Consider the following 26,337-nt stretch of genomic DNA (forward strand, 5'->3'; position numbering starts at 1 on the left):
TTAGATTAATTGATATTCGGGAAGTTTTGTGATGTAATTTAAAAGCCTGACTACCGCAAAATCGGCATGCGGGTTTTTGGGATCAAAATCGTATTTCAGAAGATTTTCCATGTCTTTTTGAGCTGAATCGCTGACGGTAAACAACAATCGGTCTGATAGTTCAGAAATAATCGTTTTATTATTTCCATCTGAATCAAAATTGACTTTTACAGTAGTTTTTTCATATTCTGACTTTTCTTTTTCAACTCCGTTTACCATTGTTTTCAAAACCTTTCGATTGAGACTTTTCCCACTGCACAATAAATCGGCTGTATTGTTTCTTTGGAGATAAATCTGTGAAGTCAGCCAAGAATTTCCGCTATCCCAGCCTTTTACATTTACCTGATTATACAAATCCATTCCCTGCTGTTTTATAAAAGCCATAATCGCGGCATCATTCACATTTTCCATCTGCAATTCGTCGCAAAGCTGTAAAATATAAACCAGCGGATTTTTGATTTTATTTCCTGAATTCTCTTTTTTAAATTCTTCCGTAAAAATTTTAGTCAATAAAGGTTCTATTTCAAACTTTTGCTTTCGAAAATAATCGCCATAATAAATAACCAAATCTTCTGGTGGATTATCGTAAATAAACCATTTCAAAATTTTTCGAGTAATTAAATAAGGGATATTTTTCTGTTCGAAAATAATATCGACTAAATTATCTGCTTTCCAGTTTCCTGTTTTTCCGAAATAGGTTTTATCGCTATTATCTTCAATATTTTTTCTGTAAACAGCACCTTCATCTCCAACATTTAAACCTGCTAAAGCTTTTGCGCCATTTTTAATATCTTCTTCAGTGTAATTTCCAATTCCGATTGTGAACAATTCCAGTAATTCACGGCTTAGATTTTCGTTTACTTTTCCTTTTTTATTATCGCCATTGTCGAGATAACGAACCATTGCATTCGATTTTAGAATCTGCTTGGTTAATTCTTTAAAATTACCAAAAGCGTTTTCGCGTAAAATCATATTATGCTGGCAAATCCAGTAATTGATTTTTACTTTTTGTGAAGTCGAAACAAAATGATTATGCCAGAAACAAACCATGTTTTCACGCAACGGAAATTCATCGTTACGCATTTTAGCAATCCACCATTTTTTGAACTCGGCAGTCGCTTGATTTTCTTTTTTTTGAATTTCCTTTTTGGTTTCGGGATCTGAAGTTTTGATGATTTCCCTAACTTGTTTCAACTCTAAAGTAGTTTTAGGCTGATCTTGCAGAAAGTCTGGAATTTCTGTATCAAATTTTGAATTGTAAGATTGATTTAGAAATTTTTCTAAGCCGAGTTTTTCTATTTGCGAAGTTTGTTTTCCTGAAAAACCTAATCGTAAGGACCAAAGACTGCTTTTTTTCATCGTTCAGAAATTATTACAATAAGACTCGAGTTTCTTTTAAAGGTTTAATCTTTTAAAAGATACTAAGGCGCTGAGATTCTGAGGTGCTGAGATTTTAAAGTCTTTGGTAACAATTAGAACGGGGAATTTTTGGGGATATTGTTTAATCATATTCGGCAATCATAATCAAACATAGCCCGTGGTTTCAACCACGGGAAAACGCATTGTGGAAATACATTCTGTTCCCGTGGTTGAAACCACGGGTTATGTTATTAGAAATTCATCTATGAATTCTTTATATTCATTAACATAAAGAAAATAGTTACCCATCTTTTTTTCATCTTTAGAAAGTTCTAATTTAATCTCAATACATGGAGTAGAAATAAAATCATGGTCAATCAAAATTGAAATTGATTTTGGAATAATTTCATCACAATCAATATTTTCATGTTCTTGGGAATTTATATTATGAAAATATTCCAAAGCAAGATTGTAGAACTCTTCTTTATTATGAAATGTTTTTTCTAATAAATCCATTTATTTTAAATTATAATTTAATCGACAGTTCTAAATGTCCTCCTAATCCGAGTTCTACAATTTTTTGAAGTGTCGAAAATTTGACTTCTTTTACGTTATTCTCAATCTTAGAAATATATGATTTTGTTGTTCCTGCTTTTACAGCAAGTTCTTCCTGAGTCATTCCTTTTTGAAGTCTCGCTTCTTGAAGCAAAACTCCAATTTTAAAATTTTCATAACCCGCTTCTAATTCGTAACGTTTTGGTGTTCCAATTTTTCCGTAATGTTGCTCTTTAAACTCTTCTAAAGTTGTTAGGTTCTTATTTTTCGTTTTCATACTCCTTTTTAATTTTTAAAGCTTTTTTAATTTCTTTCTTTGGTGTTTTCTGAGTTTTCTTTTGAAATCCATGAGCCAATACAACTAACTTTCCCTCATCAAAAAAAACAAAAAATTCTAAAAATGTCATTTCCTTGTTGTATTCTAATTTCATAAAGTCCATCTGTGTTTTCAATACATTTCAAATACGTTTCAGGAATCCTATCGAGCTCTTAAATTAAATCAATCGTCCACACAATTTTTTGTTGAACTTTTTCTTTTTGCTTAACAAAAAACTCATTGAAATAATTTTTAAAAAAAATAACAGTTCTAATCTTTTGATTATTACTCATAAAATACAAATGTATAAAAGTTGTACCAAAGTACAACTCATTGATCCTAAAAACAATTAAACTTCCTCTCTAAATATTTCGTAACACATCAGTAATAGTTATTGAATTGCTTCCTTCATAACCCAATGCAATAGCTATAGCCTCTAGCGCACTAGGATATTTATCTGATGAACTAACTGCCAATCCATTTTCTAAAATTTGATTTCTCTGTATTTGAATCGCTAATGATAAAATTTCAAAATCTGATAGTTTTGAATATTCTCTTTTTAATTGTTTTGCAATTCGATTATAATTCTCAATTTCTATTTTCATTATTTGTATTATTTTTACTATTAAATATTCAAATATAAAATAAAAAAAGCAGTTATCATTACAATAACTGCTTTATATTAATTCAAGGAATAATCTTTCCTCTTTACTCTATTTACTTTTCTCTAAAAAATTAAGACCCACACATTTCACAATCTTCAGGATCTGCAGCTTGTGCTTTTAAAAGCATCGCTTTGTAATCTTCAACGCTGATTGCTTCCGTTTCTGCAACTAATGCTGGAGCTGTTTCCTCTTTTTTATCGTTGTTTAATGTAAATTTAATCGCATCTACAGCCGCTTTTGTTCTTAGGTAATACATTCCAGTTTTTAAACCTGACTGCCAAGCGTAAAAGTGCATTGAAGTCAATTTAGAATAGTTTGCATCCTGCATAAACAAGTTTAACGATTGCGATTGGTCAATGAAATATCCTCTTTGACGAGACATATCGATAATGTCTTTCATGGACATTTCCCAAACTGTTTTATATAATTCTTTCAAGTCTTGCGGAATCACATCAATGTTTTGAACAGATCCGTTATGACGCATGATTTCTTGTTTCAAATCTTCGTTCCATAAACCTAATTTTACTAAATCTTCTAGTAAGTGTTTGTTTACTACGATAAATTCTCCCGACAATACACGACGTGTGTAAATGTTTGATGTATAAGGCTCAAAAGCTTCGTTGTTTCCAAGAATCTGCGAAGTCGAAGCAGTTGGCATTGGCGCAACTAATAATGAGTTACGAACTCCATGTTCTACAACCTCTTTTCTTAATGAAGCCCAGTCCCAACGGCCTGATAATTCTTCATCTTTCATTCCCCACATGTTGTATTGGAATTCTCCTTTTGACATTGGAGAACCTTCAAATGTCGAATATGGTCCTTCTTCTTTTGCCATTTCCATAGAAGCGGTTACAGCAGCGAAGTATAATGTTTCGAAAATTTCCTGGTTTAATTGTTTAGCTTCATCACTTGTAAACGGCATGCGCAACATGATAAAAGCATCTGCTAAACCTTGCACACCTAAACCAACCGGACGGTGACGTAAGTTAGAATTTTCTGCTTCTTGAACTGGGTAATAATTTCTGTCGATTACTTTGTTTAAGTTACGAGTTACACGTTTTGTAACATTGTAAAGCGCTTCGTGATCAAATTTTCCGTTTTCAATAAACATTGGTAACGAAATAGATGCCAAGTTACAAACTGCGATTTCATCTTTAGAGGTAAACTCCATAATCTCTGTGCACAAGTTAGAAGAACGAATTGTTCCTAAATTCTTGTGGTTCGATTTACGGTTTGCTGCATCTTTGTACAACATATATGGCGTTCCGGTTTCGATTTGCGATTCCAGGATTTTCTCCCATAACTCGCGAGCGCGGATTGTTTTTCTTCCTTTTCCTCTAAATTCATAATCCGTATACATTGCTTCGAATTCTTCTCCGTAAACATCGTATAATCCCGGACATTCATTAGGACACATTAAAGTCCAGGTTGTATCTTCCTGAACACGTTTCATGAATAAATCTGAAGTCCACATGGCGAAGAATAAATCTCTTGCACGCATTTCTTCTTTTCCCGTATTTTTCTTTAAATCTAAGAAATCAAAGATATCAGCATGCCAGGTTTCGATGTAAATCGCAAAACTTCCTTTACGTTTTCCACCACCTTGATCTACGTAACGAGCCGTATCGTTGAAAACTCTCAACATCGGAACAATTCCGTTTGAAGTTCCGTTTGTACCACGAATGTAAGATCCTGTTGCACGAACGTTATGAATAGAAAGTCCAATTCCTCCGGCTGATTGCGAGATTTTTGCTGTTTGTTTTAATGTATCGTAAATACCATCAATACTATCATCCTGCATTGCCAAAAGGAAACAAGATGACATTTGAGGTTTTGGCGTCCCTGCATTGAACAACGTTGGCGTTGCGTGTGTAAAGAACTTTTTAGACATTAAATCGTACGTTTCAATTACCGATTTTAAATCGTCTAAGTGAATACCAACCGAAACACGCATCAACATATGTTGTGGTCTTTCTACGATTTTTCCGTTTATTTTAAGAAGATAAGAACGCTCTAAAGTTTTAAAACCAAAGTAATCGTAATTAAAATCTCTTGTGTAAATGATATGAGAATCTAAAAAGGCAGCATTTTCCTGAATTACTTTAAATACGTCATCAGCGATTAATGGAGCATCTTGTCCGTTTCTTGGATTAACGTAGTTGTACATATCTTTCATCGTTTCAGAGAAAGATTTTTTTGTATTAGAGTGTAAATTTGAAATTGCCACGCGCGCCGCTAATTGTGCATAATCCGGGTGGGCAATCGTCATAGATGCTGCAGTTTCTGCTGCAAGATTATCCAATTCAGAAGTCGAAACTCCGTCATACAATCCTTCGATAACTCTCATCGCTACCTTTACCGGATCTACAAGCTCATTTAAGCCGTAGCACAATTTTTTGATTCTTTCTGTAATCTTATCAAACATTACGGGCTCTCTGTGGCCATCTCTTTTTACTACATACATAAGCTTACCTTTTATGGTTATTGAAAAAATGAAAGTACCTAGAAAACGAATTCCAGTACCTAAACATTGCGTGTTTTTAAATTATTTTTCGAGAATTACAGGATTCTCAATAGTTGTCCTTTCCCAGTTTGAATATCAAACCGAAAAGCCGTTAAAATTGCTATTAAATCTCCGATTTGGGTGATAGAGATTTAACCTAATAAATTGTTCTGTAAATATTAATTCAGGCTTTAGATAAATAGGCTTAAATTAATTTTGTTGTTCTAAAAATCTGCGTCAAATGAAATTTTTTGAGCATCGCTGTCTGTGTTCATCACACCAGATTTTTGATACTCGGCAACACGTTTTTCAAAGAAATTAGTTTTTCCCTGAAGAGAAATCATGTCCATGAAATCGAATGGATTTGCTGACCCATAAACACGCTCGCACCCTAATTCAACCAAAAGTCTGTCTGCTACGAACTCCAGGTACTGTGTCATTAAACCTGCGTTCATACCAATTAGACTTACCGGAAGAGATTCAGTCACAAACTGTCTTTCGATATCTAATGCATCAACAATAATTTCTTTGATTCTGTCTTTTGGTACTTTGTTTACCAAATGGTGATTGTGCAAGTGAACTGCAAAATCACAATGTACGCCTTCGTCACGAGAAATCAACTCATTAGAGAATGTCAAACCTGGCATCAAACCACGTTTTTTCAACCAATAAATTGAACAGAAGGCACCAGAGAAGAAAATACCTTCAACGGCTGCAAAAGCAATAAGTCTTTCAGCAAATGAATCAGACTCGATCCATTTTAAAGCCCATTCTGCTTTTTTGGCAATTGCCGGAAAAACTTCCAATGCATTAAACAATTCTGCTTTTTCAGCTTCATCTTTGACGTAAGTGTCAATTAATAATGAATAAGTTTCACTATGAATATTCTCCATCATGATTTGAAAACCGTAGAAAAATTTTGCCTCAGCATATTGAACTTCGTTTACAAAGTTCTCCGCAAGGTTTTCATTTACGATTCCGTCAGAAGCAGCAAAAAATGCCAAAATATGTTTAATAAAATATCTTTCGTCGTCATTAAGTTTGTTATTCCAATCTGTCAAGTCTTGGTGCAAATCGATTTCTTCAGCAGTCCAGAAACTAGCTTCCATTTTTTTATACCATTCCCAAATATCATGATGTTTGATAGGAAAAATAACGAAACGATTTTTATTTTCTTGTAAGATTGGTTCTACTTGAGACATGGCAATTTTTGTTTAATTTTTATACCGAATTTTTTACTAATTCAATAGACTACAAAGATTGTCAATTAACGCCAAAAATAAAAGTCAAACTTATTCACAATCTGACGTAGTTTTTAACAACGTTAAATTTTTGAAACATTTTTCATACAATAATTAATTTACTGTAAATGAATATGTTAAATTCAATAATTAAGCCCTCAAGCCCCGTAGAATATAGACTTTTTAATATAAAAAGCAAGAAATTTTTATTTGTTTTAAAAAGTTTTTTTTGAGTTAAAACTTTATTTTTTTGAGTTAAAAAACAACCCTGAAAAAGGGTATTTTTTACACTTTAGATTTTAAGAATTTTTAAGTTCCTGGGCTACTTTTTCAAGCTCCAAATACCAGTCTTGTCCAAAACGACGGATCAAGGCTTCTTTCACAAATTTGTAAACCGGAACTTCTAATTCTTTTCCTAAAGAACAAGCATCATCACAAATATCCCATTTATCATAATTTACCGCTGCAAATTCCGTGAAATCTTTTACACGAATTGGATACAAATGACAGGAAACTGGTTTTTTCCAATCTACTATTCCTTCGTTATAAGCTTGCTCGATACCGCAAAGTGCCGTTTTTCCATCAAAAATCACATAAGCACAATCTTTATTATCGATAAGCGGCGTTTCAAGATCGCCATCAGTTCCTGTTACCCAAGTTCCCTGCGCTTCGATTGCAGCGATTCCTTCTTTTCTTAAAAAAGGTTTTACTTTTGGATAAATTTCTTCTAAGATTTTAGTTTCAGCCTCATTTAAGGGCGCACCCGCATCTCCATCTACACAACAAGCTCCTTTACAAGCTGACAAGTTGCACACAAATTCTTTTTCCAGAATATCTTCTGAAATAATAGTTTTACCTAACTGAAACATGATATTAAAATACTCTGATTTATAAAGTGCAAAGATAGTTAAAGAAAGCAGATAAAACACTCTAAATATTTAACCGCAAAGTTCGCAAGGGCTTACGCAAGGTTCGCAAAGCATTATTAGTTTTTTATCCTTGCGAACTTTGCGCAATTCTTTGCGGATTTTTACGGTTAAATTATCAATTGTTACAAATATCACTTTTTTAACCATTAAACCATGTTTTTATAACAAAAATGAATTATATAGAAAAAAGACCTAACTTTATTATCTACTTTTGCAGCAGTTTTTAAACCCTTAAAATCAAAGCGATATGTTAGAAATCGATTTAAAAGAAATCATTACAGTAGGTATGGTGCTTTTTGCCGTGATTGATATTGTAGGTTCAATTCCAATTATTGTAAACTTAAGAGCGAAAGTTGGTCACATCGAATCTGAAAAAGCTTCTATAGTAGCTGGAGCCATTATGATTGTTTTTCTTTTTGTTGGAGAAGGTTTTCTAAACCTTATTGGCATTGATGTTCATTCATTTGCTGTAGCGGGTTCTTTTGTATTGTTCTTTCTTGCATTAGAAATGATTTTAGGAATTAGAATTTATCGTGACGAAGAACCAGGTTCTGCATCTATCGTACCGCTGGCCTTTCCTTTAATTGCCGGAGCAGGAACAATGACAACTTTACTTTCTCTTCGTTCTCAATTTCACACTATTAATATTATCATAGCAATTTTACTTAATATTATATTGGTATATGTAGTTTTGAAATCATCTAAAAAGATTGAAAATTTGTTAGGAGAAAACGGACTTGGCGTAGTTCGCAAGACATTTGGAGTTATACTTTTAGCGATTGCTGTTAAATTATTCGCTGCTAATGTTAAAGGTTTGTTCGTCTAACATTTATTTTTATACTTTTACCCCCAATAAATTTATAAAATACAACTTTAAGACCTATTTTGTTAAAGTTTTATTTTGATTTTTAGATAAACAAAACAACCAATATGAAAATCTTCACTTCAATCTTAGTGCTTTTGGCATTAGCTTTAATTGTTTTTAATATTACGCTATTAGACTTTTCAAATCCTTTTCAAGGAGACAGTGCGGTAGCTTTTATTGGAATCGCAGCTTCTTTTTGTGCCGTATTGATTCTTTTGATTTTTAGAATTTCAAAAAGAATTGAAGAAAAAACAAACGGCAGATAGTAATGTTTGACGTTTTAATTATCGGCGGAGGCGTATCTGGAATGTCTTGTGCATTGGTTCTGGGATCTGCAAATAAAAAAGCTTTTGTTACCGACAAAAAAATCGGAATTTTTACCCATCAGAAAAATTCTTCTTTACAAGAAGCAATTTTCTACAATGCTTATGGTATTACATCAGGTAAATTAGGTTCTGAACTTCTTACAGAAAGCACAAAGGATTTAGCTGCAACTTATCCTCATATCGAACAAATTGCAAATGAAAAGGTAATTAAAATCGAAGGTTCTTTTCCTGAATTTACAGTAGTTACAAACAAAAACTCTTATAAAACAAAAAATATCGTTGTTGGGATAGGTTCTGCCAATACTTTTGATATTGAAGGTTTAACTCAATATGCTGAACCTCATAAAAAAGCTCTTCCTGAAAAACAACGTATTCAGCTTAAAAACGAAGATCATAAAGTGGCTGACGGCATTTATGTAATTGGAACTTTAGCCGGCTGGAGAAGCCAATTAGCCATTGCAGCAGGAAGCGGTGCAGCAGTTGCCACAGATATTCTTACTGTATGGAATAACGGAACACAGACTCACTCACACGACAGTATTCGATAAAATTATTAAACCATATAAGTTATATAAGTTCATATTATACTTTGCGTATAGATTAAATGAACTTATATAACTTATATGGTTTAATTTTAATTTTTATTTGTTTTGTGTCTTTATTTCACCGAAACAATCTGCGTTACCTTAATATGTTTTTCATCATCCGTTTTCCAGATTTCTCCTTTTAGCGAAACTACGTCTCCAATTTTTAATTGTTTGTAATTCTGTGGTCCGCCAACGTTCACGATGCTGATCGTAGCAAAATATACTTCTTTCGTATCTGTGTTGATTTTTGCCGTGTAACCGTCTTTTCCTGATTCAATTGACTCTACTTTTCCTGAAACTGCACTATTGTCATTATTTTTCATAGTTGTACAAGAGATTACAAAAGCCATTAAAAGTACAAGGAAACTTATTTTTTTTAGATTTTTCATAGTTTAGTTTAACCGCAAAGCCAGGCAAGATTTACGCAAGGTTCGCTAAGTCGTATTTTAAGTTAATATTATTTTAGTGTTCAAGATTTATGCCAATTGAACACAGCTTCCGGCAATAACTTTTAAATCATCATCAATTTTTTTCCAAACTCTGATATATTTAAAAACACCATTTATGGGATTATTATCGTAAGTACCTTTTAATGAGACGGTAACCGTAACTACAGCCGAATCATGAATTACATTAATTATTTGGTCTGAAGCCTCTAAAGAATGAACTTTCATTTTTCCCGAACGATAGGAATTTAAATCAAACTCTTTTGTAATAGTTTGGCCGTCTGGCATATTAAAAAGTAAATCATCATGAAGAGTTTTGTCTAAAACAGCGATATCAGAATTTCTAATTGCAGTTAGAAGCTCTATTTCCGCAGTTACGATTGAGTCTTTTTTCATTAAATTAGAATTAAGTTTTATTTCTTCGGATTTAGGATTGTTTTTATCATGGCATCTTCTTTTAAAATAACATCATAATAATACACTTCTCCATATAACTGACGAGCAAATTCTGCCGTTATGTATCGATTTACCAAAGCTTTGGTTTTGTCTAATTTTAGATCTAAACCGGTCATTAAAATATAGTTTTTAAATTTTTTGAAATAAGCGTCTGAAGTTTTCATCTTTTCTAAAAACTCATTGAACTTAAGTCCTGAAAAAGCCTCACGGTCTTTATCTAATTCTTCAAAAACAAAATGACCTACGATTCCTGTTTGAAGTAAATAAGCCACGTTTTCATTTCCGTGTTCAGCTTCCATCGGAACAAAAACATCCGGTACAATTCCGCCGCCTCCATAGACGATTTTACCTTTTGGCGTTTTAAATTTTAAAGAATCCGCTACTTTTATACTGTCTTTTGCGTATAATTCGCCCGTTGCGATTCTGGATTCAGATTCTTTGAAATATTCGTCGTTTCCTTTTTTATACGGTTTTTGAATTGATCTTCCGGTTGGTGTGTAATACCTCGCAACTGTTAAACGAACTGCTGATCCGTCATTGAAATCCATTTCTCGCTGTACTAAGCCTTTTCCAAAAGAACGACGTCCAACAATAGTCCCGCGGTCGCTGTCCTGAATTGCTCCAGCCAAAATTTCACTTGCAGAAGCACTATTTTCGTTGATTAAAACATATACTTTTCCAGTTTCAAAACTTCCGGCTTTTGTCGCATATGTTTTTTCGGTTGTTCCATTTTTATTTTTGGTAAAAACAATAAGCTGTTTGTCTTTCAAGAATTCATCGGCAATAGCAATTGCTTCTTCCATATAACCACCGCCATTATCGCGAAGATCAATCACAAGCGACTGAATTCCTTTTTGTTTTAATCGTGCTAAACCGGTTTTGAATTCATTAAAAGTGGTTTCGGCAAAACGATTGATTTTGATATAACCTGTATTATTTCCAATTAGTAAAGAAGCATCAACACTTTTTATCGGAATAACATCTCTTTTAATTTTAAACTTTAATTTCTTTTGTTCGGATTTTCTAAAAACAGTCAATTCGATTTCTGAACCTTTGATTCCTTTTAATTTGGAGAATAAACTATCCGAAGGCAGTCTTCTTCCATACAATTTCGTTTTTCCTGCATATAAAATCCGGTCACCGGATTTCAATCCCGCTTTCGCTGAAGGCCCGTTTTCGACTGGTTTTATAATCGCAACAGAATCTTTGTACATATAAAAATTGATTCCTATTCCAACGAAATCACCTTTCATGCTTTCAGCAACCTCAGCTTGTTCGCTTGGCGGAATATAAACAGAATGCGGATCTAATTTTGAAAGGATATTATCAACTGTAAGATTTACAATCGAATCGGTATTGACGCTGTCAACATATTCGGTATTGATAAAATCAATTAGTTTATTCAGCTTGGTTTTGGAGTAATTTTTAGCCAAAAGCTGATCATCTGCAGGACCGTTTGTTAAACTTCCTATCACAATACCAAGAGCAAAAGTCGCTCCGATAACAATTGGCAGATATTTGGGATTAAATTTCATTATTCTTCTAAAACAGGAATATGTTCGACTTCGACACCCGCTTTTATTAAAAACTGAATTCCGGCATCATCACGATATCCATCTTTATACACTACTCTTTTTATTCCGGATTGATGTATCAGCTTACTGCATTCTTTACAAGGTGAAAGTGTAATATACAATGTTGCACCTTCACACGATTGTGTTGATCTTGCTACTTTTAAAATCGCGTTTGCCTCGGCATGCAAAACATCCCAGCGTGTTAATCCGTCTTCGTCTTCGCAGCAATTTTCAAATCCGGATGGCGTTCCATTGTAGCCGTCAGAAATAATCATTCTGTCTTTTACGATAATCGCCCCAACCTGCTTGCGCTTGCAATACGATAAAAGGCTCCATTCTTTAGCTATTCGCAAATAGGCTTTATCGTATTTATTTAATTTTTTTACTTCCATTTATTTATCTGTTCCAAATCGGACTTTCTATTATCATTGGAATCACAACTCCTATAATAAAAGCCGACATTACAAGCGCCCAATCGCGTTTTGAAAAACGAAAAACGGTCTGCACTATATATGATAGTACCAAGACAACAAAAACTACTACTAACTGAGCAGCTTCGATCCCTAAAGCAAACTCTCCCAAAGGTAACAATTTTGACGTTGCAGTGCCTCCTAATATTGTTTTGAAATAATTAGAAAAACCTAAACCGTGTATAATACCAAAGAATAAAGTTATAAAAAATACCAGATTCACACCATCATTTTTTGAAGTCTTTCCTGCTGTAAATAAATGATAGAGAGCAGTTACCAAAATTGTAATTGGAATTAAAAACTCTACAATATTTACTTTTATCGCAACTATCCCATAAACAGAGAGAATTAATGCCAATGTATGACCGATTGTAAATATAGAAACCAGCAGAAAAATTCTTTTCCAGTCCTTAAATAAATAAGGGACTGTCAGGGCAATTAAAAAAAGAACATGATCATAGGCATTAATATCTAAAACATGCTTTAATCCTATTTGAAAATAAATCCAAAATTGTGACATAGGTAAATTAAAATTAAATAATTAGGGGTTGTAAACTTACGATTAATTTTCAAAATTAAAGATTTACCTATTCAAATCGTACAATAAAAATAAGTTAAATTTTATGAGAAATTTAAAATCAATAATTTAAAAATAGGCCTATATTTGTTCAATAAAAACTTATTAATTATGCCATTTTCAGAATTATTTGATAACGAATTCAAACAAAGAAACAGAGGTCATTTCTCTGCCATTGTGCGTGTAGCATTTGCTGACGGTAAAATAAGCCCGGAAGAACAGGAATTTTTGGACAAAATTGCTTCAACATTACAAATTTCAGAAGACGAATATAAAGAGATTCTTAAAGATCCTTGGAAACACCCAATAAACCCGCCTTATTTATATACACAGCGTTTAGAACGTTTATATGATTTAGCAAGAATGGTTCACGTAGATCACCACTTAGGCGATCAACAGGAAGTTATGTTAAATCGTATGGGATTAGCTCTAGGATTTACTCCAGGAAACGTAAATTATATTGTTTCAAAAGCATTGTCTCTAATCGATAAAAAAGTAGATTTAGATACTTTCCTTTTTGAAATGGAGAATATGAATAAATAATTTTAGTTTTCAGTATTCAGCAACAGTTTACAGTATTGTACCGAAGATTGAAACTTTATTGAAATTAAAAAATAAAAATAAACCCGACAGGTTTTAAAAATCTGTCGGGTTTGCTATTTATAGTTCAGACTGAAAACTGAGACTGCGGCTGAATATTAAAAAACTTATTCAGCTGCCATAAACTCCTCAGCCTTTTCTACCATGTTTTTGCTTCCGCAGAAAAACGGCACTCTTTCGTGGAGTTCTGTCGGCTGGATTTCCATAATTCGGCCAAACCCGTCTGTTGCTTTCCCTCCTGCTTGTTCTGCTATAAATGCCATTGGATTACATTCATATAATAAACGTAATTTCCCTTTTGGCGCTTTTGAACTTGTTGGATAAATATAAACACCGCCTTTGATCATATTTCGATGAAAATCGGCCACTAAGCTCCCTATGTATCTTGAAGTATAAGGCCTGTCCTCTTCTTCACGCTGGCAGTATTTAATGTAATTTTTTACTCCCTGCGGAAAATGAACATAATTTCCTTCGTTTACTGAATAGATATTTCCATTTTCAGGAAACTTCATGTTTGGATGCGAAAGGTAAAATGTTCCAATCGCCGGATTCAGCGTAAAACCATTTACACCAAAACCCGTTGTGTACACTAACATGGTCGAAGTTCCATAAATTACATAGCCTGCTGCAACTTGATTGATTCCCGGTTGTAAAAAATCCTCGCTTGTTACCGGAGTTCCTATAGGGGTAATTCTTCTAAAAACAGAAAAAATAGTTCCCACAGAAACATTTACATCAATGTTTGAAGATCCGTCAAGCGGATCCATTAAGATCACGTACTTATTATTATGACAGTTGTCGCTCCCCTGAACTGTAATAAAATCGTCGTTTTCTTCAGAAGCAATACCACAGACAATCTCACGGTTTATTAACGTCTGGATAAATACTTCGTTTGCATAGACATCTAATTTTTGCTGGTCTTCTCCCTGAATATTTTGTTCGCCTGCGGCGCCAATAATATCCACTAAGCCTGCTTTGTTCACTTTATAGTTTACGACCTTTGCCGCCAAACGTATAGAGTTGATAATTCGGGAAAGTTCTCCCGACGAATACTGAAATGCTTTTTGGTTCTCAATAATAAACTCTCCCAGTGTTTTATTGCGTTCTTCCATTGCTATAACGTTATAGTTTTAATTTTAAGTCACAAATATCGCTTATTTTGTGAGAATGATTTAAAAATTATTTTGTTAGTTTGCTACTATTGTATATTTGCTAATTAATAGCAAAAAGTACCTTATAAATAAATGCTTTTTTAGCTAATAAACACTTAATAATACGAATAAATGAATATTAGAAAAGGAAATCCCGAAGACATGAAATCGGTTTTGGGATTAATTCAGGAGCTGGCAATATTCGAAAAAGAACCTGATGCTGTTGTCATTACAGAGGAAGATTTAGTTCGTGACGGATTTGGAGAAATACCTCTTTTTCAGGTTTTTGTAGCAGAGATGGATTCGAACGAAAATGAAAGCGGAAAAGAAATAGTAGGAATCGCATTGTATTACTACCGCTATTCTACATGGAAAGGAAAAACAATACACCTTGAAGATTTAATTGTGAAGGAAAAAATGCGCGGTACCGGTTTAGGATCTGCATTGTATTCTGAAATTATGAAGCAGGGAAAAAGAGACAACGTTCGCAGAGTAGAATGGAATGTTTTGGCCTGGAATACTCCGGCAGTTAATTTTTATAAGAATTCCGGAGCGAGAATTCTTGATGACTGGCAGGTTGTTCAAATGGATGAAGCAGGAATTAATTCGTTCTTAGAAAAATTATAATTTTTTTGTCACAAATTCCATGAATTAACACAAATTAATTAGTGAAAATTTGCGCGATTCGTGGCAAACCGACACAGATTATAAAATCATTTTAATCCTAATAATCTGTAGCAGAAAAAACAAAATACTTGATTTCGATTTGAATCTGAAATCTAAAATTAAAAATCTAAAATTAAAAATGAGAGTATTTAAATTTGGTGGAGCATCAGTAAAAGATGCTGAAGGAATTAAAAACGTATATGACGTTTTACAAAAAGTGGGTTATGAAGATGTGATTTTGGTTGTTTCGGCAATGGGAAAAACCACAAATGCTCTTGAGGTTGTAATCAAGAATTATTTTGAAAAATCAGAAGAACTGAATTCATCAGTACAGGAAATAAAAAATTATCACTTTCAAATCGTATTAGATTTATTTAAAGACGAAAACCACGCTGTTTTTGCCGCCGTAAATGCTCAATTTGAAGAATTAGAATACTTCCTTGCTCATAATAAATCTCCAAACTACAACTTCGTTTATGATCAGGTGGTAAGTTTTGGAGAATTAATTTCGACTAATATCTTAAGTCATTTCATGAATTTCATGGGAATTCAGACACAATGGCTTGACGTTCGTAATTTCATCAAAACCAATGCAAATTACAGAGATGCTGAAGTAGATTGGGAAGCTACAGAACAAAACATCAGCAAAAATGTTCCAAGAAAAATATTGAACATCACACAAGGTTTCCTTGGTGCCGATGAAAATAACTTTACAACTACTTTAGGCCGTGAAGGTTCTGATTATACTGCCGGGATTTTTGCTTATTGCTTAAATGCCGAAAGTGTAACGATCTGGAAAGACGTTCCGGGAGTTATGAATGCTGACCCGCGTTATTTTGAAAATGCAAGTCTGCTGAACCAGATTTCGTATCGTGAAGCTATCGAATTAGCATTTTACGGAGCAACGGTAATTCACCCAAAAACATTACAGCCTTTACAGAAAAAAGAAATTCCGTTGTATGTAAAATCGTTTATTAACCCATTATTAAAAGGAACTTGTGTTTCTAAAGGTGTTGATCTGGAACCGCAATACCCATGTTTTATCGTAAAAAGAGAGCAGCTTTTGATTTCGCTTTCTTCAATTGATTTTTCTTTCATTATGGAAGAAAATATAAGCGAGATTTTTGGTTTATTCCACGAATTTAAAATCAAAGTAAACCTGATTCAGAACTCTGCGATTAGTTTCTCTGTTTGCGTTGAAGATAAATTTGGAAACTTTAACGATTTGAATGCAATTCTTTCGAAAAAATTCAAAGTAGATTACAGCGAGAATGTAACTCTGTATACGATTCGTCACTTTACTGAACAAGCTGCAGAAACGGTTGAAAAAAATAAAGCGGTTTTATTAAAACAAGTCAGCCGTGAAACCATGCAGATTGTGACTAAAGAACTAAATTAATATTGCTTTATAAAAGGTAATTATTTCAATTCATTAATAAAAGGTTTCATCTTAATTGATGAAGCCTTTTTTAGTTTCTACCTCACCCTATTATTCTCCGTCTGCTCAATTTCAGATTTCTTATAAGCTGGCTTTTTTGAGTTTCCAAAACTGTACGCTGCGATTAATTTAAAATAATTTGTGGTATAAGTTCTATGATAATAAATTTGGGTTTGCCCCACTTCATAATTACCGGAAACCATAAAATCATGAAAAATATCGCTGGCTGTAAAATTGAGCTTCAAGGCATCTTTAAAAAAGTTTCTTTCGATTCCTAATGTGATTGTCGAACGGCTGTTATCACTTCCTAATCCGTAACTTCTATTGCCTAAATACCAAGCCAAAAGCTGAATCTTAAAAAGCTTAGGAATTGTAAAAGTATTATTCGAATACAAATAAATTTGAGGTTTAACAGGGCTCATTTCAAACGAATAAAAATCATCTACAGATTTAGTCAAATTCATACTTATGGTATTCGTAGAATTCCACCATTTAACATTAAAAGATCTCGAAAGCGAACTAAAAAAAGTATGCCCTTTTTGAAGATTTAAAGATCTCAAAATATAACTGTTTGGAGTATCTCCCTGCAAAGCAGCCCCGGAAATGGGATCAATTTTATACGTGTAACCTATTTTAAAATCAAACTTTTTATACATCGTTCCTATTTCAAAAGCGTGTACTTTTTCGGGAAGAAGGTTTGGGTTTCCTTCAATGGTGGTAAACGGATCCTGATACACCACAAACGGATTTAATGCCTGATATCTTGGCCTGGTTATTCTTGAAACATAGGAAAAATGCGCTTTCCAGTCTTCTGAAAAATTAAAATTCAAAAGCAGGTTTGGAAAAAAGTTTCCGTAGCTTTTTCCAAATTCCTGAATCCCGTTTGCATTCGTATACAAATCATAATTTGTTCTCTCTGCCCTTGCTCCTATCGATAAATTGACTTTCTCACCAAGTTTACTGACGTAATTAAAATAAGCTGCTGTAATTTTTTCATTGTATGTAAAATCACTCGAAAGAGCATCATCTAACTCAAAATCAACCGCATTGGCATTAGCAATAAAAAAATCGGTTCCTGATTTTATGGATGCATAGCTAAATTTTACGCCTGATTCAAGTTTGGTGTTTTCATTAATTTTTTTCGAATAATCGGCTTGTGCCGCCGTTATATTAATCGTATTTCCAACATCATTTTTCAGATATCTTCTGCCACCAGTTTCTTCTATTACACTATTTTCTTCTATAAAATCTCTTACCGTTCCGTTATAATTTGAATATTGAGTTCCAATAAATAATGACGAACCTTTTGAATCTGTAATTAAATTGTAATTCAGATTGATAAACTGATTCAGCAAAACATCATTTTTAGCAATATCTGTAGCATAAAAACTATTTTCAGAATTATTGGTAATGGAGTTTCGACTTTCTACTGCTCCGCCTAAATCTTCAATATTACCACTATAAGCAAGAGAGATATAACTTTTTTCAGAGAACATATACTGAAGTCCAAATCCAAAATTAGAGTAATTATTAAATTGTCGAAGCCAGTCGGTTGTTAAAACCGACTGCATGTAGGCATCAGGGTTTGGGCGTGTTCTGGTCGTGTACAATAATTCACGGCCTTTACCTAATTGAAGTCCGTAATTGGTTATAAACGAAAATTTTCCTTTGGTATAATTAAAATCGACCAATGTATTGGTGCTCGTTCCTGCAAATTTTGAAACCGTAATATGCTGGCTTGCCGATCCCATCATACCGCTTTCTATATTTTGTCTGGTTATGATATTGATAACCGCTTTCCCTTCGGCATCGTATTTTGATGATGGATTTGAAATGACTTCTATTTTCGCAATCTGAGAAACCGGAATTGCTGCAAATCGTTCGTAATTAATCAAAATTCCGTTTAGGTAAATTATTGCTTCTCCTTTTCCCAGAACGTTAATTTGTCCTTCGGCAACCACAACATTTGGAACTCGTGCTAACAATTCGTGTACAGAACTACTTGTGGCGAGAACTGTTCCTGTTACGCTAACATCAATTGTGCCGTTTGCTCCGTATTTTAATAATGAAGGATTGCTTTTTATCACAACTTCATTTAACTGATTGTTGTTTTCTAAAACTATAATGGTTCCTAAATCAATGTTTGATGCATTGGAATAATTTACACGCAAAAACTGATCTGCAAATTCTGCCGAAGTCAGCTTTAGAATAGTTTCTTTTTGATTGATATCTGATAATTGAAAAACACCGTCTAAAAAATCCTGCTGTTTGATAATTACAGAATCACGAACAGACAAAACCGTTGCAGTTCCCATCATCATCGCGTTATTTCGATTAATAACTTTACCTGAAATTTTTTGGATAGACTGTCCGTTTGAAACGGTCGAATTAAAAAGAAAAAAATAGATATAAATGAAAACCAGAATTAGAAACCTCATGAAATTTAGGAATTAAGATTTGACCTTTTGCAGTAACAAAAGTCATCTCTAAATCACGAAATGAGGTAATCGAAAAAGAAATCAGGAGTACGAATTTATAAATCAATACTGCGTATTAGGCTTGTAAAGCCCGAAGCTGATAATTTAAAGGTGTTGTTCCGGTATGTTTTTTAAAAGCAGCAAAAAATGTTGATTTTGAATTAAAACCAACATCATAACCAACCGATTCCAAAGTCAGTTTATCATTTGAAGTAATGATTTTACAGGCTTCGTTTATTCTAAATTCGTTTACGAAACTGGTAAAATTCTTTCCCATATTATTATTTAAAAACTGTGATAATTGATGACTCGAAATATTAATTTCTCGCGATAAATCCTGTAAATTCAAATTCGGGTTTTTATACAGGCTTTTTTCATTCATTATATTTTCTAATTTTTCAGAAATAATAACGGCTTCAGCTGCATCTATTTTTTTAACTAAAACCTTCTGATTATTCAGGAGAAACAAATCATCGGTCTTTTTTCGGTATAAAAGAATAGAAATGATCAGATATAAAATAAAAGAAAAAACGACCGCACCGCTTATATAAGTTGCCGCCGAAGCGCCCATAATGGCCAAAAAGTAAAAAAGAAACAGTAAAAAATTACCCAAAAATAGAGTTCCAAACCACATTTCTGACGGACTGGTCTTTTCTTTTGTATTGAAAATTTTCTTTAAAATACCGCCGATTGTAAATCCTGAAAACAAAATATACACAAGCCATTGAAAGTAAATAATTCTAATAAAATAAAAACTCCAAAGTTTGGGATAAGTTTGGTATGGATATACTATTCCAATGCCAAGAATTAGAATTCCCCAAAACATCAGAATCATTTTCCACGATTTTGGCATTACATTGATTTCTTCAACCGCCGATCTAAGGAAATAATACAAACACGGCCCAATAAAAAAACAAGCGGTAAGCCCAAACTGCAAATACATTTTTGGCAGTTCGGGATGAAAATAAATAAAAACAGATTTTCCAATTCGGATGCTTAAAGCAAACAACAGTGCACCCAGGAAATAGTTCGTCAAGTATTTTTTCTTAGTAAAAAAGAAAAAATAAATTCCCAGAATAATTCCGTTGAAAGATCCCAAAGCACTAAAAAAGAATAAAAGTTCTTTACCAGTATCCATTATTTAATTTTGTTTTATCCTGACAAAGCTAAAAAAAAATGATTGCGGTTGACTGTCTTTTTAGTCTTAATAAAAAATAAGATTATTCTTGTCGATAAAAATATTTAACTAATTTTATAGTACTTAAAGAAAAGTCAAACGAGATCAAACGCTCAAAAACCATGGAAGACGAAAACGAACCAAGCGAAGAAACCAAAGATAAATGGATCAATGATCCTAATAATTGGCTTTGGGGGATTTTTTATTACAATCCGAAAGACAAAAGGCTTTTCCCTCCCAAGAGAATAAAAGCATTTGGCTACACAACCAATTTTGCCAATCCTAATTCTGTTTTTGCAATCATTTTTTTAATGTTAATTCTTATTGTTGTAGGAAGACATATGCATTAAAAACCATTTTCTAATCATAAAACTAAAATCTCCTCCACAGCATTTCCCAATTATAAATACTACTTTTGAATTTTTAGAGTTAAAGTGTTTATGTTGAAAAAATTACTGTTTTGTGTGATGCTGTTTTGGTATTCCGGGCTTATAGCGCAGGAAACAGAAACGCTGTACAAAACCAAAAAAATAATCGCAGCAAAAGATACTATTCATCTTGAAAAAGTGAGTATCAACTCGAGTTTTTTTGAAATTTTAAACACTAAAAACCAGCCGATTGATTCTGCTTTTTACAAAATTGATTTTCAAAAAGGAATACTTATTTTCAACGAAAAATTTACTTCAGTTTCTGATACTTTAATTGTCAATTATCTCAATTATCCCGATTTCCTGACCAAAGAATACGGACTTTATAAGGACAGTCAGGTTGTAAGCAGTGATGTTACTTCAGACAAATTATATAAAATAGACAATAGCAATACTAAAAAAATTACTCCTTTTGACGGTTTAAGTACTTCCGGAAGTATTACGCGCGGCGTTACGATTGGAAATAATCAAAGTACGGTTTTGAATTCTAATTTAGATTTGCAGATTACAGGAAAAATTTCAGATAAAGTCACTCTGCGGGCCTCACTGCAGGATAATAATATTCCGCTTCAGGATGGTGGCTATTCTCAAAAACTCGATCAGTTTGATAATATTTTCATGGAACTTTTTACAGATGACTGGAACATTCGCGCCGGTGATGTTTTTCTTGAAAACCGGAAAACACAATTTTTAAGTTTTAACAAAAAGGTTCAGGGATTGGCTGCCAGTTTTGATTTTGATACCGAGAAAAGTAAAACCAATGTTTTTGCTTCGGTGTCATTTGTAAAAGGACAATATGCCCTAAGCACTTTTACGGGGCAGGAAGGAAATCAGGGACCTTATAAACTAAAAGGGCAAAACGGCGAATTGTATGTTTTGGTAATTTCAGGTTCTGAGCGCGTTTATGTAAATGGTGTTTTGCTGAAACGCGGTGAAAACAACGATTATGTTATTGATTATAATGCAGGAGAAATTGTTTTTACTTCGCTTTTTACGATTACTTCTGAAATGAGAATTAACGTTGAATATCAATATTCCGAAAGAAATTACAATCGTTTAGTAACTTACGCAGGCGCAGCGACTGAAAGTAAAAACTGGAGTTTTGGCGGTTATATCTATTCTGAAAATGACATGAAAAACCAGCCTTTGCAGCAAAATCTTTCTACAGAACAAGTTCAGATTTTGGCTAAGGCGGGCGATGATATTAATTTAATGAAAGCGCCATCGGCATTTGAAGACACGTATTCTGAGAATAAAATTTTATACAAAAAGACGCTTATCAACTCGGTTGAAGTTTATGAATATTCAAACAATTCTGCAGACGTTTTGTACAATGTAAAGTTTAGTCTTGTTGGAAACAATCTCGGAAATTATATCATCCAGAAAACGAATTCGGTTGAAAGAATTTACGAATATGTTTCGCCAATTGGCGGTATTCCGCAGGGAAATTACGAGCCAATTGCACAATTAGTTGCGCCAATGAAAATTCAGGTTGCCACTTTTTTAGGAAAATACAATCCCGACGAAAAAACGCTGGTCGATTTTGAAATTGCAATGAGCAATAATGATAAAAACTTATTCTCGAACATTGATGATTCTGATAATGAAGGAATTGCTTTTAAGACCAATATTAAAAAACGTCTTTTTACCCGAGACTGGACTTTAGACGGTTTTGCGAATTATCAATTTGTACAGAAAGATTTTAAATCGGTTGAACGTTTGTATAATATTGAGTTTAACCGCGACTGGAATCTAAATTCTACACTTTTAGGAAATCAGAGTTTATTGGTTACGGGCGTTAATTTTGATTTGTTTGCCAAAAAAGAAACGTCGAATATAGGCTTGTTTACCTATCAATTTGAGAAATTGGATTTTACCGAAAGTTATTCTGGAGCGCGGCATACTACAACAGCTTTATTCAAACTAAAAAAATGGACGATAGAAAATCAGGGAAGTTTTTTAAATTCTGATGCCACGGCTTCAACTTCAAAATTCATTAGAAATCAAACCCGAACAAAATATCATTTTGGTAAAAACTGGATTGGCGGGAGTTTACAGATCGAGAACAATCAGGAAAAAGATAAAGCAACGAATCAGTTTTCGGCTTTAAGCCAAAGGTTTTCTGAATATGGTGTTTTTGTTGGACGCGGTGACAGTACGAAAGTTTTTGTTGAATTGGGTTATTTGCAGCGTCGAAACGATAGTTTACAAAATGGACTTTTACAGCACGTAAACAATTCGCAGACCTACTTTTTAAAATCAAAATTAATTCAGAATAAAACGACTGATTTGGCTGTTTATGCCAGTTACCGAAATCTGGATTTTACAGATTCAGGCAAAAAAAATGAACCTTCCTTAAATTCAAGAATTTTATACAACGACCGATTTTTTAATCAGTTCATGCAGACAGGAACGGCTTATGAAACGAGTTCAGGAACCATAGCGCAACAGGAATTTACTTATGTCGAAGTTCCAACCGGACAAGGCGTTTATACCTGGAATGATTATAACGGAAACGGAATTCAGGAACTGGAAGAGTTTGAAATTGCTGCTTTTCCGGATCAGGCAAAATACATTCGCATCTTTTTACCGAATCAGATTTACATTAAAACGAATCAGAATAAATTTTCGCAATCGGTTATTTTAAATCCGTTACAATGGCAGAACGAGAAAGGATTGAAAAAATTGATTTCGTATTTCTATAATCAGACTTCGTTTATTATGGATAGAAAAGTACGAAGCAACGGCGATCGCTTGGAGTTGAATCCTTTTTATTCTTCAGATGAAAATGTTTTGGGTTTAAATTCAAGTTTCAGGAATAGTTTGTTTTATAATCGCGGTAAACAAAAACATTCGGTTACCTATTCTTACCTTATTAATAATGGTAAAAATTTACTATCTGTTGGTTCTCAAAGTGTCAAAAATAGTTCACACCAATTGCAGTACACACATTTGTATCAAAAAAGCTGGTTATTTAATTTCTTTACCAAAACGATAAAAACTGATTTAATTTCGGAGGATTTTGTAGAAAAAAATTATGATTTAAAGGGATATCAGCTGGCACCAAAAATCAGTTATTTATTTTCTAAAAATACGAGTCTGGATTTCTTTTATGAGTTTCAGAATAAGGAAAATCAAATAGGAAATTTTGAAACTTTAGTTCAAAACCGACTTGGTACTTCTTTTTCTTTTGCCGGCGAAAAGAAAGTTACTATAAACGGGGAATTCTCTTTTTATGAAAACAAATTTAATGGAAATGAGTTTTCTTCTGTTGGTTTTCAGATGCTGGAAGGATTACAGCAAGGGCAAAATTTGGTTTGGAAACTGCTTTTGCAGAAGAATATTACTCAGTTTTTAGACGTTAATTTAAACTACCAAGGTCGTAAAAGTGAGACCGGAAATACGATTCATACCGGCAATGTTCAGCTTCGTGCCTATTTTTAATGTTTAACAAAAACATAAGAATTAATTGCTTAATTTTATGTGAATTTATAAACTATAGCCACCATGAAAAAATTAGTATTACTTTGTTTTTTAGTAGTTTTATCTACTAATTTCTACGCACAGGAAACCACCACAAAAGCCGCTAAGAGCAAAACTGAAGCATCTTCAAAAAAAGCAAAATCTGATGCCGACAAGGCAAAAGCCGATGCCAAAAAAGAAGCGGCAAAAGCTAAAAAAGAAGCAGCGAAAGCTACTGAAGCATCATCGACGGCGAAAAAAGAATCTGCGGCAGCAACTAAAAAAACAGCAGACAAAGAAGCAGCTAAAGCAAAAAAGGAAGCGGCAGGTGCAAAAAGTGACGCAGCAAAGGCAAAAAAAGCAGCCGATAAAGCCGAAGGAGCAAAAGCTGACGCTAAGAAAGAAGCAGCAACTGCAAAAAAATCTGCCACAAAGACTTTAAAAGAAACCAATGAAAAAGCTCCAAAAACTCCAGATAAGGTTACGGGCGAATACAATGGTAAAAAAGTATATACTGGACCAAAAGGCGGTAAATACTATATTAACAAAAATGGTAACAAAACGTATATTCAGGAATAAGAGAGATACTGAGATACTTAAAGCCGAACGTAAGTTCGGCTTTTTTTATGTACTGAGAAAATGCTTAGAGCGTTAGTGTAGTGAAATCTCAACATCTTAATTATTCATAAATATATCGCTCCTCTTGAGCTTTAAAACTATATTTTTAAATCTATATTAATTAAAATTTAGTTTTGGTCAATTTTAAAATCAAATTGTACTTAACATATAAGTAACTTTATTATTCAAATTACTGCTTTTTATTTTTCTTTTTAACGAAATCAAAAGCCTTATAACGTCTATAGAGTTAATAATTTAGTAATATGTGCGAAATAACACAAAAAGCATATTTCTTTATCTTCGTTTTTTAAAAAGCGTTAAAAAATATGAGCATTGACTATTCTGCTAACAAAACTATATTAGTTGCTCCGTTAAACTGGGGACTAGGGCATGCCACAAGATGTATTCCGATAATTAAAGCGCTTCAAGAAAATAATTATATTCCGATTATTGCTTCTGACGGTATCGCTCTGGCTTTGCTGCGCAAAGAGTTTCCATACGTACAGACTCTGGAACTGCCTTCTTATCATATTGAATATGCTAAAAATGGCAAGAACTTTAAATGGAAGCTGATCAAGAATCTTCCTAAAATGATTACGGCCATTTTAGACGAGAAAAAAATGGTAAACAGCTGGATCAAAAAGCACGGTATTGATGGTATAATTTCGGATAACCGATTAGGTGTTTTCAGCAAAAAAATACCTTCTGTTTTCATGACGCATCAATTGAATGTTATGACGGGAAACACGACTTGGTTTACAAGTAAATGTCATCAATATTTTATAAAAAAATATACACAATGCTGGGTTCCTGATTCTAATGAAAAAGTGAATCTTACCGGCGATTTAGGTCATCTTAAAACTGATCACCTTAATTTAAAATATATTGGTCCTTTAAGCAGAATGAAGAAAAAGGAAACGCCAATGGTATACGACCTTATGATTATTTTATCTGGTCCTGAACCGCAGCGTACTTACTTAGACGAGAAACTGCAAAAAGAAACCGCAAGATTTAATGGAAAAGTTGTTTTTGTACAAGGAATTGTAGAGAAAACGCAAGAAAAATGGCAGGCTGGAAATGTAACGTATTACAATTTCATGAACTCGAAACAACTGGAACAAACTTTTAACGAAAGTGAATTTGTGCTTTGCCGTTCTGGTTATACAACTGTTATGGATTTGGCGAAACTGGGCAAAAAAGCTTTTTTTATTCCTACGCCGGGACAATATGAACAGGAATATCTGGCGATAAAACTTCAGGAAGAAAATCTTGTACCGTATGCAATGCAAGACGACTTTACGATTGAAGATTTATCAAAGGTAAAGTCGTTTAAAGGTTTGTCTCAATTTAAAAATGATATAGACTGGGACTCGTTATTTAATGTTTTTGAAGATAATTCTCAACAATAAAAA

General features: G+C 33.3%; 27 protein-coding genes. 10 read left to right on the plus strand and 17 right to left on the minus strand.

Annotated elements, in window-relative coordinates; genetic code table 11:
- The 9 genes from L1276_RS15270 to L1276_RS15305 all read right to left on the minus strand — a co-directional run bounded on the left by L1276_RS15270 (position 1) and on the right by L1276_RS15305 (position 7,547).
- Positions 1 to 1,398 carry a DUF1800 domain-containing protein gene (locus L1276_RS15270; protein WP_253789235.1) on the minus strand — a complete coding sequence of 466 codons (1,398 nt, stop codon included), beginning with the start codon at positions 1,396 to 1,398 and terminating at the stop codon, positions 1 to 3.
- A gap of 243 nt (positions 1,399 to 1,641) precedes the next feature.
- Positions 1,642 to 1,914 carry a hypothetical protein gene (locus L1276_RS15275; protein WP_253789236.1) on the minus strand — a complete coding sequence of 91 codons (273 nt, stop codon included), beginning with the start codon at positions 1,912 to 1,914 and terminating at the stop codon, positions 1,642 to 1,644.
- Between the two features lie 10 nt (positions 1,915 to 1,924).
- On the minus strand, positions 1,925 to 2,230 hold the full coding sequence (locus tag L1276_RS15280) for a helix-turn-helix domain-containing protein (RefSeq protein WP_253789237.1): 306 nt from the start codon (positions 2,228 to 2,230) through the stop codon (positions 1,925 to 1,927).
- Positions 2,214 to 2,360, minus strand: coding sequence for a type II toxin-antitoxin system RelE/ParE family toxin (locus tag L1276_RS25365; RefSeq protein WP_371924196.1), 147 nt, complete (start codon positions 2,358 to 2,360; stop codon positions 2,214 to 2,216). Before L1276_RS25365 ends, L1276_RS15280 begins: the two co-directional genes overlap by 17 nt.
- Positions 2,329 to 2,415 (minus strand): hypothetical protein, encoded by an 87-nt coding sequence (locus tag L1276_RS25370; RefSeq protein WP_371924197.1) that lies wholly within the window; start codon positions 2,413 to 2,415, stop codon positions 2,329 to 2,331. Before L1276_RS25370 ends, L1276_RS25365 begins: the two co-directional genes overlap by 32 nt.
- Positions 2,416 to 2,631: 216 nt before the next feature.
- Complete coding sequence (locus L1276_RS15290) at positions 2,632 to 2,874, minus strand: histidine kinase (RefSeq protein WP_253789238.1); 243 nt, start codon at positions 2,872 to 2,874, stop codon at positions 2,632 to 2,634.
- 130 nt (positions 2,875 to 3,004) lie between these two features.
- Positions 3,005 to 5,398, minus strand: coding sequence for a ribonucleoside-diphosphate reductase subunit alpha (locus L1276_RS15295; protein WP_253789240.1), 2,394 nt, complete (start codon positions 5,396 to 5,398; stop codon positions 3,005 to 3,007).
- A gap of 263 nt (positions 5,399 to 5,661) precedes the next feature.
- A complete protein-coding gene (locus L1276_RS15300; protein ID WP_053472511.1) occupies positions 5,662 to 6,639 on the minus strand; it encodes a ribonucleotide-diphosphate reductase subunit beta in 978 nt (325 codons plus the stop codon).
- Between the two features lie 338 nt (positions 6,640 to 6,977).
- A complete protein-coding gene (locus L1276_RS15305) occupies positions 6,978 to 7,547 on the minus strand; it encodes a DUF3109 family protein (protein ID WP_253789242.1) in 570 nt (189 codons plus the stop codon).
- Between the two features lie 307 nt (positions 7,548 to 7,854).
- Between L1276_RS15305 and L1276_RS15310 the strand changes: the two genes are divergently transcribed.
- From L1276_RS15310 to L1276_RS15320, 3 genes are all read left to right on the plus strand, one after another.
- Positions 7,855 to 8,433 (plus strand): MarC family protein, encoded by a 579-nt coding sequence (locus L1276_RS15310; RefSeq protein WP_253789243.1) that lies wholly within the window; start codon positions 7,855 to 7,857, stop codon positions 8,431 to 8,433.
- A 104-nt stretch (positions 8,434 to 8,537) separates the two neighbouring features.
- Complete coding sequence (locus L1276_RS15315) at positions 8,538 to 8,738, plus strand: hypothetical protein (protein WP_253789245.1); 201 nt, start codon at positions 8,538 to 8,540, stop codon at positions 8,736 to 8,738.
- A gap of 2 nt (positions 8,739 to 8,740) precedes the next feature.
- The gene (locus L1276_RS15320; protein ID WP_253789246.1) at positions 8,741 to 9,346 is read left to right on the plus strand and encodes an FAD-dependent oxidoreductase; all 606 of its coding nucleotides are present in this window, start codon (positions 8,741 to 8,743) and stop codon (positions 9,344 to 9,346) included.
- A gap of 110 nt (positions 9,347 to 9,456) precedes the next feature.
- On the opposite strand, the gene L1276_RS15325 is transcribed toward L1276_RS15320, so the two are convergent.
- From L1276_RS15325 to L1276_RS15345, 5 genes are all read right to left on the minus strand, one after another.
- Positions 9,457 to 9,774, minus strand: a complete 318-nt coding sequence (locus L1276_RS15325) for a hypothetical protein (RefSeq protein ID WP_253789247.1) — start codon at positions 9,772 to 9,774, stop codon at positions 9,457 to 9,459.
- A gap of 87 nt (positions 9,775 to 9,861) precedes the next feature.
- Positions 9,862 to 10,227 carry a nuclear transport factor 2 family protein gene (locus L1276_RS15330; RefSeq protein ID WP_253789248.1) on the minus strand — a complete coding sequence of 122 codons (366 nt, stop codon included), beginning with the start codon at positions 10,225 to 10,227 and terminating at the stop codon, positions 9,862 to 9,864.
- Between the two features lie 17 nt (positions 10,228 to 10,244).
- Positions 10,245 to 11,822, minus strand: coding sequence for a S41 family peptidase (locus L1276_RS15335; protein WP_253789249.1), 1,578 nt, complete (start codon positions 11,820 to 11,822; stop codon positions 10,245 to 10,247).
- Positions 11,822 to 12,253 carry a dCMP deaminase family protein gene (locus tag L1276_RS15340; RefSeq protein WP_073410592.1) on the minus strand — a complete coding sequence of 144 codons (432 nt, stop codon included), beginning with the start codon at positions 12,251 to 12,253 and terminating at the stop codon, positions 11,822 to 11,824. Before L1276_RS15340 ends, L1276_RS15335 begins: the two co-directional genes overlap by 1 nt.
- Before the next feature lie 4 nt (positions 12,254 to 12,257).
- Positions 12,258 to 12,851, minus strand: a complete 594-nt coding sequence (locus L1276_RS15345) for a HupE/UreJ family protein (RefSeq protein ID WP_253789250.1) — start codon at positions 12,849 to 12,851, stop codon at positions 12,258 to 12,260.
- Between the two features lie 168 nt (positions 12,852 to 13,019).
- On the opposite strand from L1276_RS15345, the gene L1276_RS15350 reads away from it, so the two are divergent.
- Positions 13,020 to 13,451 carry a TerB family tellurite resistance protein gene (locus L1276_RS15350; protein ID WP_012022623.1) on the plus strand — a complete coding sequence of 144 codons (432 nt, stop codon included), beginning with the start codon at positions 13,020 to 13,022 and terminating at the stop codon, positions 13,449 to 13,451.
- Positions 13,452 to 13,615: 164 nt separating this feature from the next.
- Here L1276_RS15350 and fbp read toward each other — a convergent pair whose 3' ends face one another.
- On the minus strand, positions 13,616 to 14,620 hold the full coding sequence (gene fbp / locus L1276_RS15355) for a class 1 fructose-bisphosphatase (RefSeq protein WP_253789251.1): 1,005 nt from the start codon (positions 14,618 to 14,620) through the stop codon (positions 13,616 to 13,618).
- Between the two features lie 171 nt (positions 14,621 to 14,791).
- Between fbp and L1276_RS15360 the strand changes: the two genes are divergently transcribed.
- Complete coding sequence (locus L1276_RS15360; RefSeq protein ID WP_253789252.1) at positions 14,792 to 15,286, plus strand: GNAT family N-acetyltransferase; 495 nt, start codon at positions 14,792 to 14,794, stop codon at positions 15,284 to 15,286.
- Between the two features lie 178 nt (positions 15,287 to 15,464).
- The gene (locus L1276_RS15365) at positions 15,465 to 16,724 is read left to right on the plus strand and encodes an aspartate kinase (RefSeq protein ID WP_253789253.1); all 1,260 of its coding nucleotides are present in this window, start codon (positions 15,465 to 15,467) and stop codon (positions 16,722 to 16,724) included.
- A 77-nt stretch (positions 16,725 to 16,801) separates the two neighbouring features.
- On the opposite strand, the gene L1276_RS15370 is transcribed toward L1276_RS15365, so the two are convergent.
- Together L1276_RS15370 and L1276_RS15375 are read right to left on the minus strand one after the other, a co-directional pair.
- Positions 16,802 to 19,201: a TonB-dependent receptor domain-containing protein gene (locus L1276_RS15370; RefSeq protein ID WP_253789255.1), complete on the minus strand. Its 2,400-nt coding sequence runs from the start codon at positions 19,199 to 19,201 to the stop codon at positions 16,802 to 16,804.
- Between the two features lie 115 nt (positions 19,202 to 19,316).
- Positions 19,317 to 20,378: an AraC family transcriptional regulator gene (locus tag L1276_RS15375; protein WP_253789257.1), complete on the minus strand. Its 1,062-nt coding sequence runs from the start codon at positions 20,376 to 20,378 to the stop codon at positions 19,317 to 19,319.
- 161 nt (positions 20,379 to 20,539) lie between these two features.
- Here L1276_RS15375 and L1276_RS15380 point away from each other — a divergent pair, with 161 nt between their 5' ends.
- The 4 genes from L1276_RS15380 (at position 20,540) to L1276_RS15395 (ending at position 26,334) form a co-directional block, all read left to right on the plus strand.
- Entirely contained in the window at positions 20,540 to 20,767 is a 228-nt protein-coding gene (locus L1276_RS15380; RefSeq protein WP_253789259.1) for a DUF5808 domain-containing protein, read from the plus strand.
- A 90-nt stretch (positions 20,768 to 20,857) separates the two neighbouring features.
- A complete protein-coding gene (locus L1276_RS15385; RefSeq protein ID WP_253789261.1) occupies positions 20,858 to 24,289 on the plus strand; it encodes a hypothetical protein in 3,432 nt (1,143 codons plus the stop codon).
- 63 nt (positions 24,290 to 24,352) lie between these two features.
- A complete protein-coding gene (locus tag L1276_RS15390) occupies positions 24,353 to 24,886 on the plus strand; it encodes a hypothetical protein (RefSeq protein WP_253789263.1) in 534 nt (177 codons plus the stop codon).
- 365 nt (positions 24,887 to 25,251) lie between these two features.
- Positions 25,252 to 26,334 carry a glycosyltransferase gene (locus tag L1276_RS15395; protein WP_253789264.1) on the plus strand — a complete coding sequence of 361 codons (1,083 nt, stop codon included), beginning with the start codon at positions 25,252 to 25,254 and terminating at the stop codon, positions 26,332 to 26,334.
- The last annotated feature ends 3 nt before the right edge of the window (positions 26,335 to 26,337 follow it).

This window comes from Flavobacterium sp. HSC-32F16 (genome assembly GCF_024171645.1).
Taxonomy (GTDB): Bacteria; Bacteroidota; Bacteroidia; order Flavobacteriales; family Flavobacteriaceae; genus Flavobacterium.

Coding starts and splice junctions, on each gene's coding strand:
- L1276_RS15305 (WP_253789242.1), bottom strand. CDS start 7,547: ATGTTTCAGTTAGGTAAAACTATTATTTCAGAAGATATTCTGGAAAAA.
- L1276_RS15390 (WP_253789263.1), top strand. CDS start 24,353: ATGAAAAAATTAGTATTACTTTGTTTTTTAGTAGTTTTATCTACTAAT.
- L1276_RS15345 (WP_253789250.1), bottom strand. CDS start 12,851: ATGTCACAATTTTGGATTTATTTTCAAATAGGATTAAAGCATGTTTTA.
- L1276_RS15280 (WP_253789237.1), bottom strand. CDS start 2,230: ATGAAAACGAAAAATAAGAACCTAACAACTTTAGAAGAGTTTAAAGAG.
- L1276_RS15375 (WP_253789257.1), bottom strand. CDS start 20,378: ATGGATACTGGTAAAGAACTTTTATTCTTTTTTAGTGCTTTGGGATCT.
- L1276_RS15300 (WP_053472511.1), bottom strand. CDS start 6,639: ATGTCTCAAGTAGAACCAATCTTACAAGAAAATAAAAATCGTTTCGTT.
- L1276_RS15395 (WP_253789264.1), top strand. CDS start 25,252: ATGAGCATTGACTATTCTGCTAACAAAACTATATTAGTTGCTCCGTTA.
- L1276_RS15310 (WP_253789243.1), top strand. CDS start 7,855: ATGTTAGAAATCGATTTAAAAGAAATCATTACAGTAGGTATGGTGCTT.
- L1276_RS15290 (WP_253789238.1), bottom strand. CDS start 2,874: ATGAAAATAGAAATTGAGAATTATAATCGAATTGCAAAACAATTAAAA.
- L1276_RS15365 (WP_253789253.1), top strand. CDS start 15,465: ATGAGAGTATTTAAATTTGGTGGAGCATCAGTAAAAGATGCTGAAGGA.
- L1276_RS15315 (WP_253789245.1), top strand. CDS start 8,538: ATGAAAATCTTCACTTCAATCTTAGTGCTTTTGGCATTAGCTTTAATT.
- L1276_RS15295 (WP_253789240.1), bottom strand. CDS start 5,398: ATGTATGTAGTAAAAAGAGATGGCCACAGAGAGCCCGTAATGTTTGAT.
- L1276_RS15275 (WP_253789236.1), bottom strand. CDS start 1,914: ATGGATTTATTAGAAAAAACATTTCATAATAAAGAAGAGTTCTACAAT.
- L1276_RS25365 (WP_371924196.1), bottom strand. CDS start 2,360: ATGACATTTTTAGAATTTTTTGTTTTTTTTGATGAGGGAAAGTTAGTT.
- L1276_RS15330 (WP_253789248.1), bottom strand. CDS start 10,227: ATGAAAAAAGACTCAATCGTAACTGCGGAAATAGAGCTTCTAACTGCA.
- L1276_RS15370 (WP_253789255.1), bottom strand. CDS start 19,201: ATGAGGTTTCTAATTCTGGTTTTCATTTATATCTATTTTTTTCTTTTT.
- fbp (WP_253789251.1), bottom strand. CDS start 14,620: ATGGAAGAACGCAATAAAACACTGGGAGAGTTTATTATTGAGAACCAA.
- L1276_RS15325 (WP_253789247.1), bottom strand. CDS start 9,774: ATGAAAAATCTAAAAAAAATAAGTTTCCTTGTACTTTTAATGGCTTTT.
- L1276_RS15350 (WP_012022623.1), top strand. CDS start 13,020: ATGCCATTTTCAGAATTATTTGATAACGAATTCAAACAAAGAAACAGA.
- L1276_RS15340 (WP_073410592.1), bottom strand. CDS start 12,253: ATGGAAGTAAAAAAATTAAATAAATACGATAAAGCCTATTTGCGAATA.
- L1276_RS15270 (WP_253789235.1), bottom strand. CDS start 1,398: ATGAAAAAAAGCAGTCTTTGGTCCTTACGATTAGGTTTTTCAGGAAAA.
- L1276_RS15385 (WP_253789261.1), top strand. CDS start 20,858: ATGTTGAAAAAATTACTGTTTTGTGTGATGCTGTTTTGGTATTCCGGG.
- L1276_RS15360 (WP_253789252.1), top strand. CDS start 14,792: ATGAATATTAGAAAAGGAAATCCCGAAGACATGAAATCGGTTTTGGGA.
- L1276_RS15320 (WP_253789246.1), top strand. CDS start 8,741: ATGTTTGACGTTTTAATTATCGGCGGAGGCGTATCTGGAATGTCTTGT.
- L1276_RS15335 (WP_253789249.1), bottom strand. CDS start 11,822: ATGAAATTTAATCCCAAATATCTGCCAATTGTTATCGGAGCGACTTTT.
- L1276_RS15380 (WP_253789259.1), top strand. CDS start 20,540: ATGGAAGACGAAAACGAACCAAGCGAAGAAACCAAAGATAAATGGATC.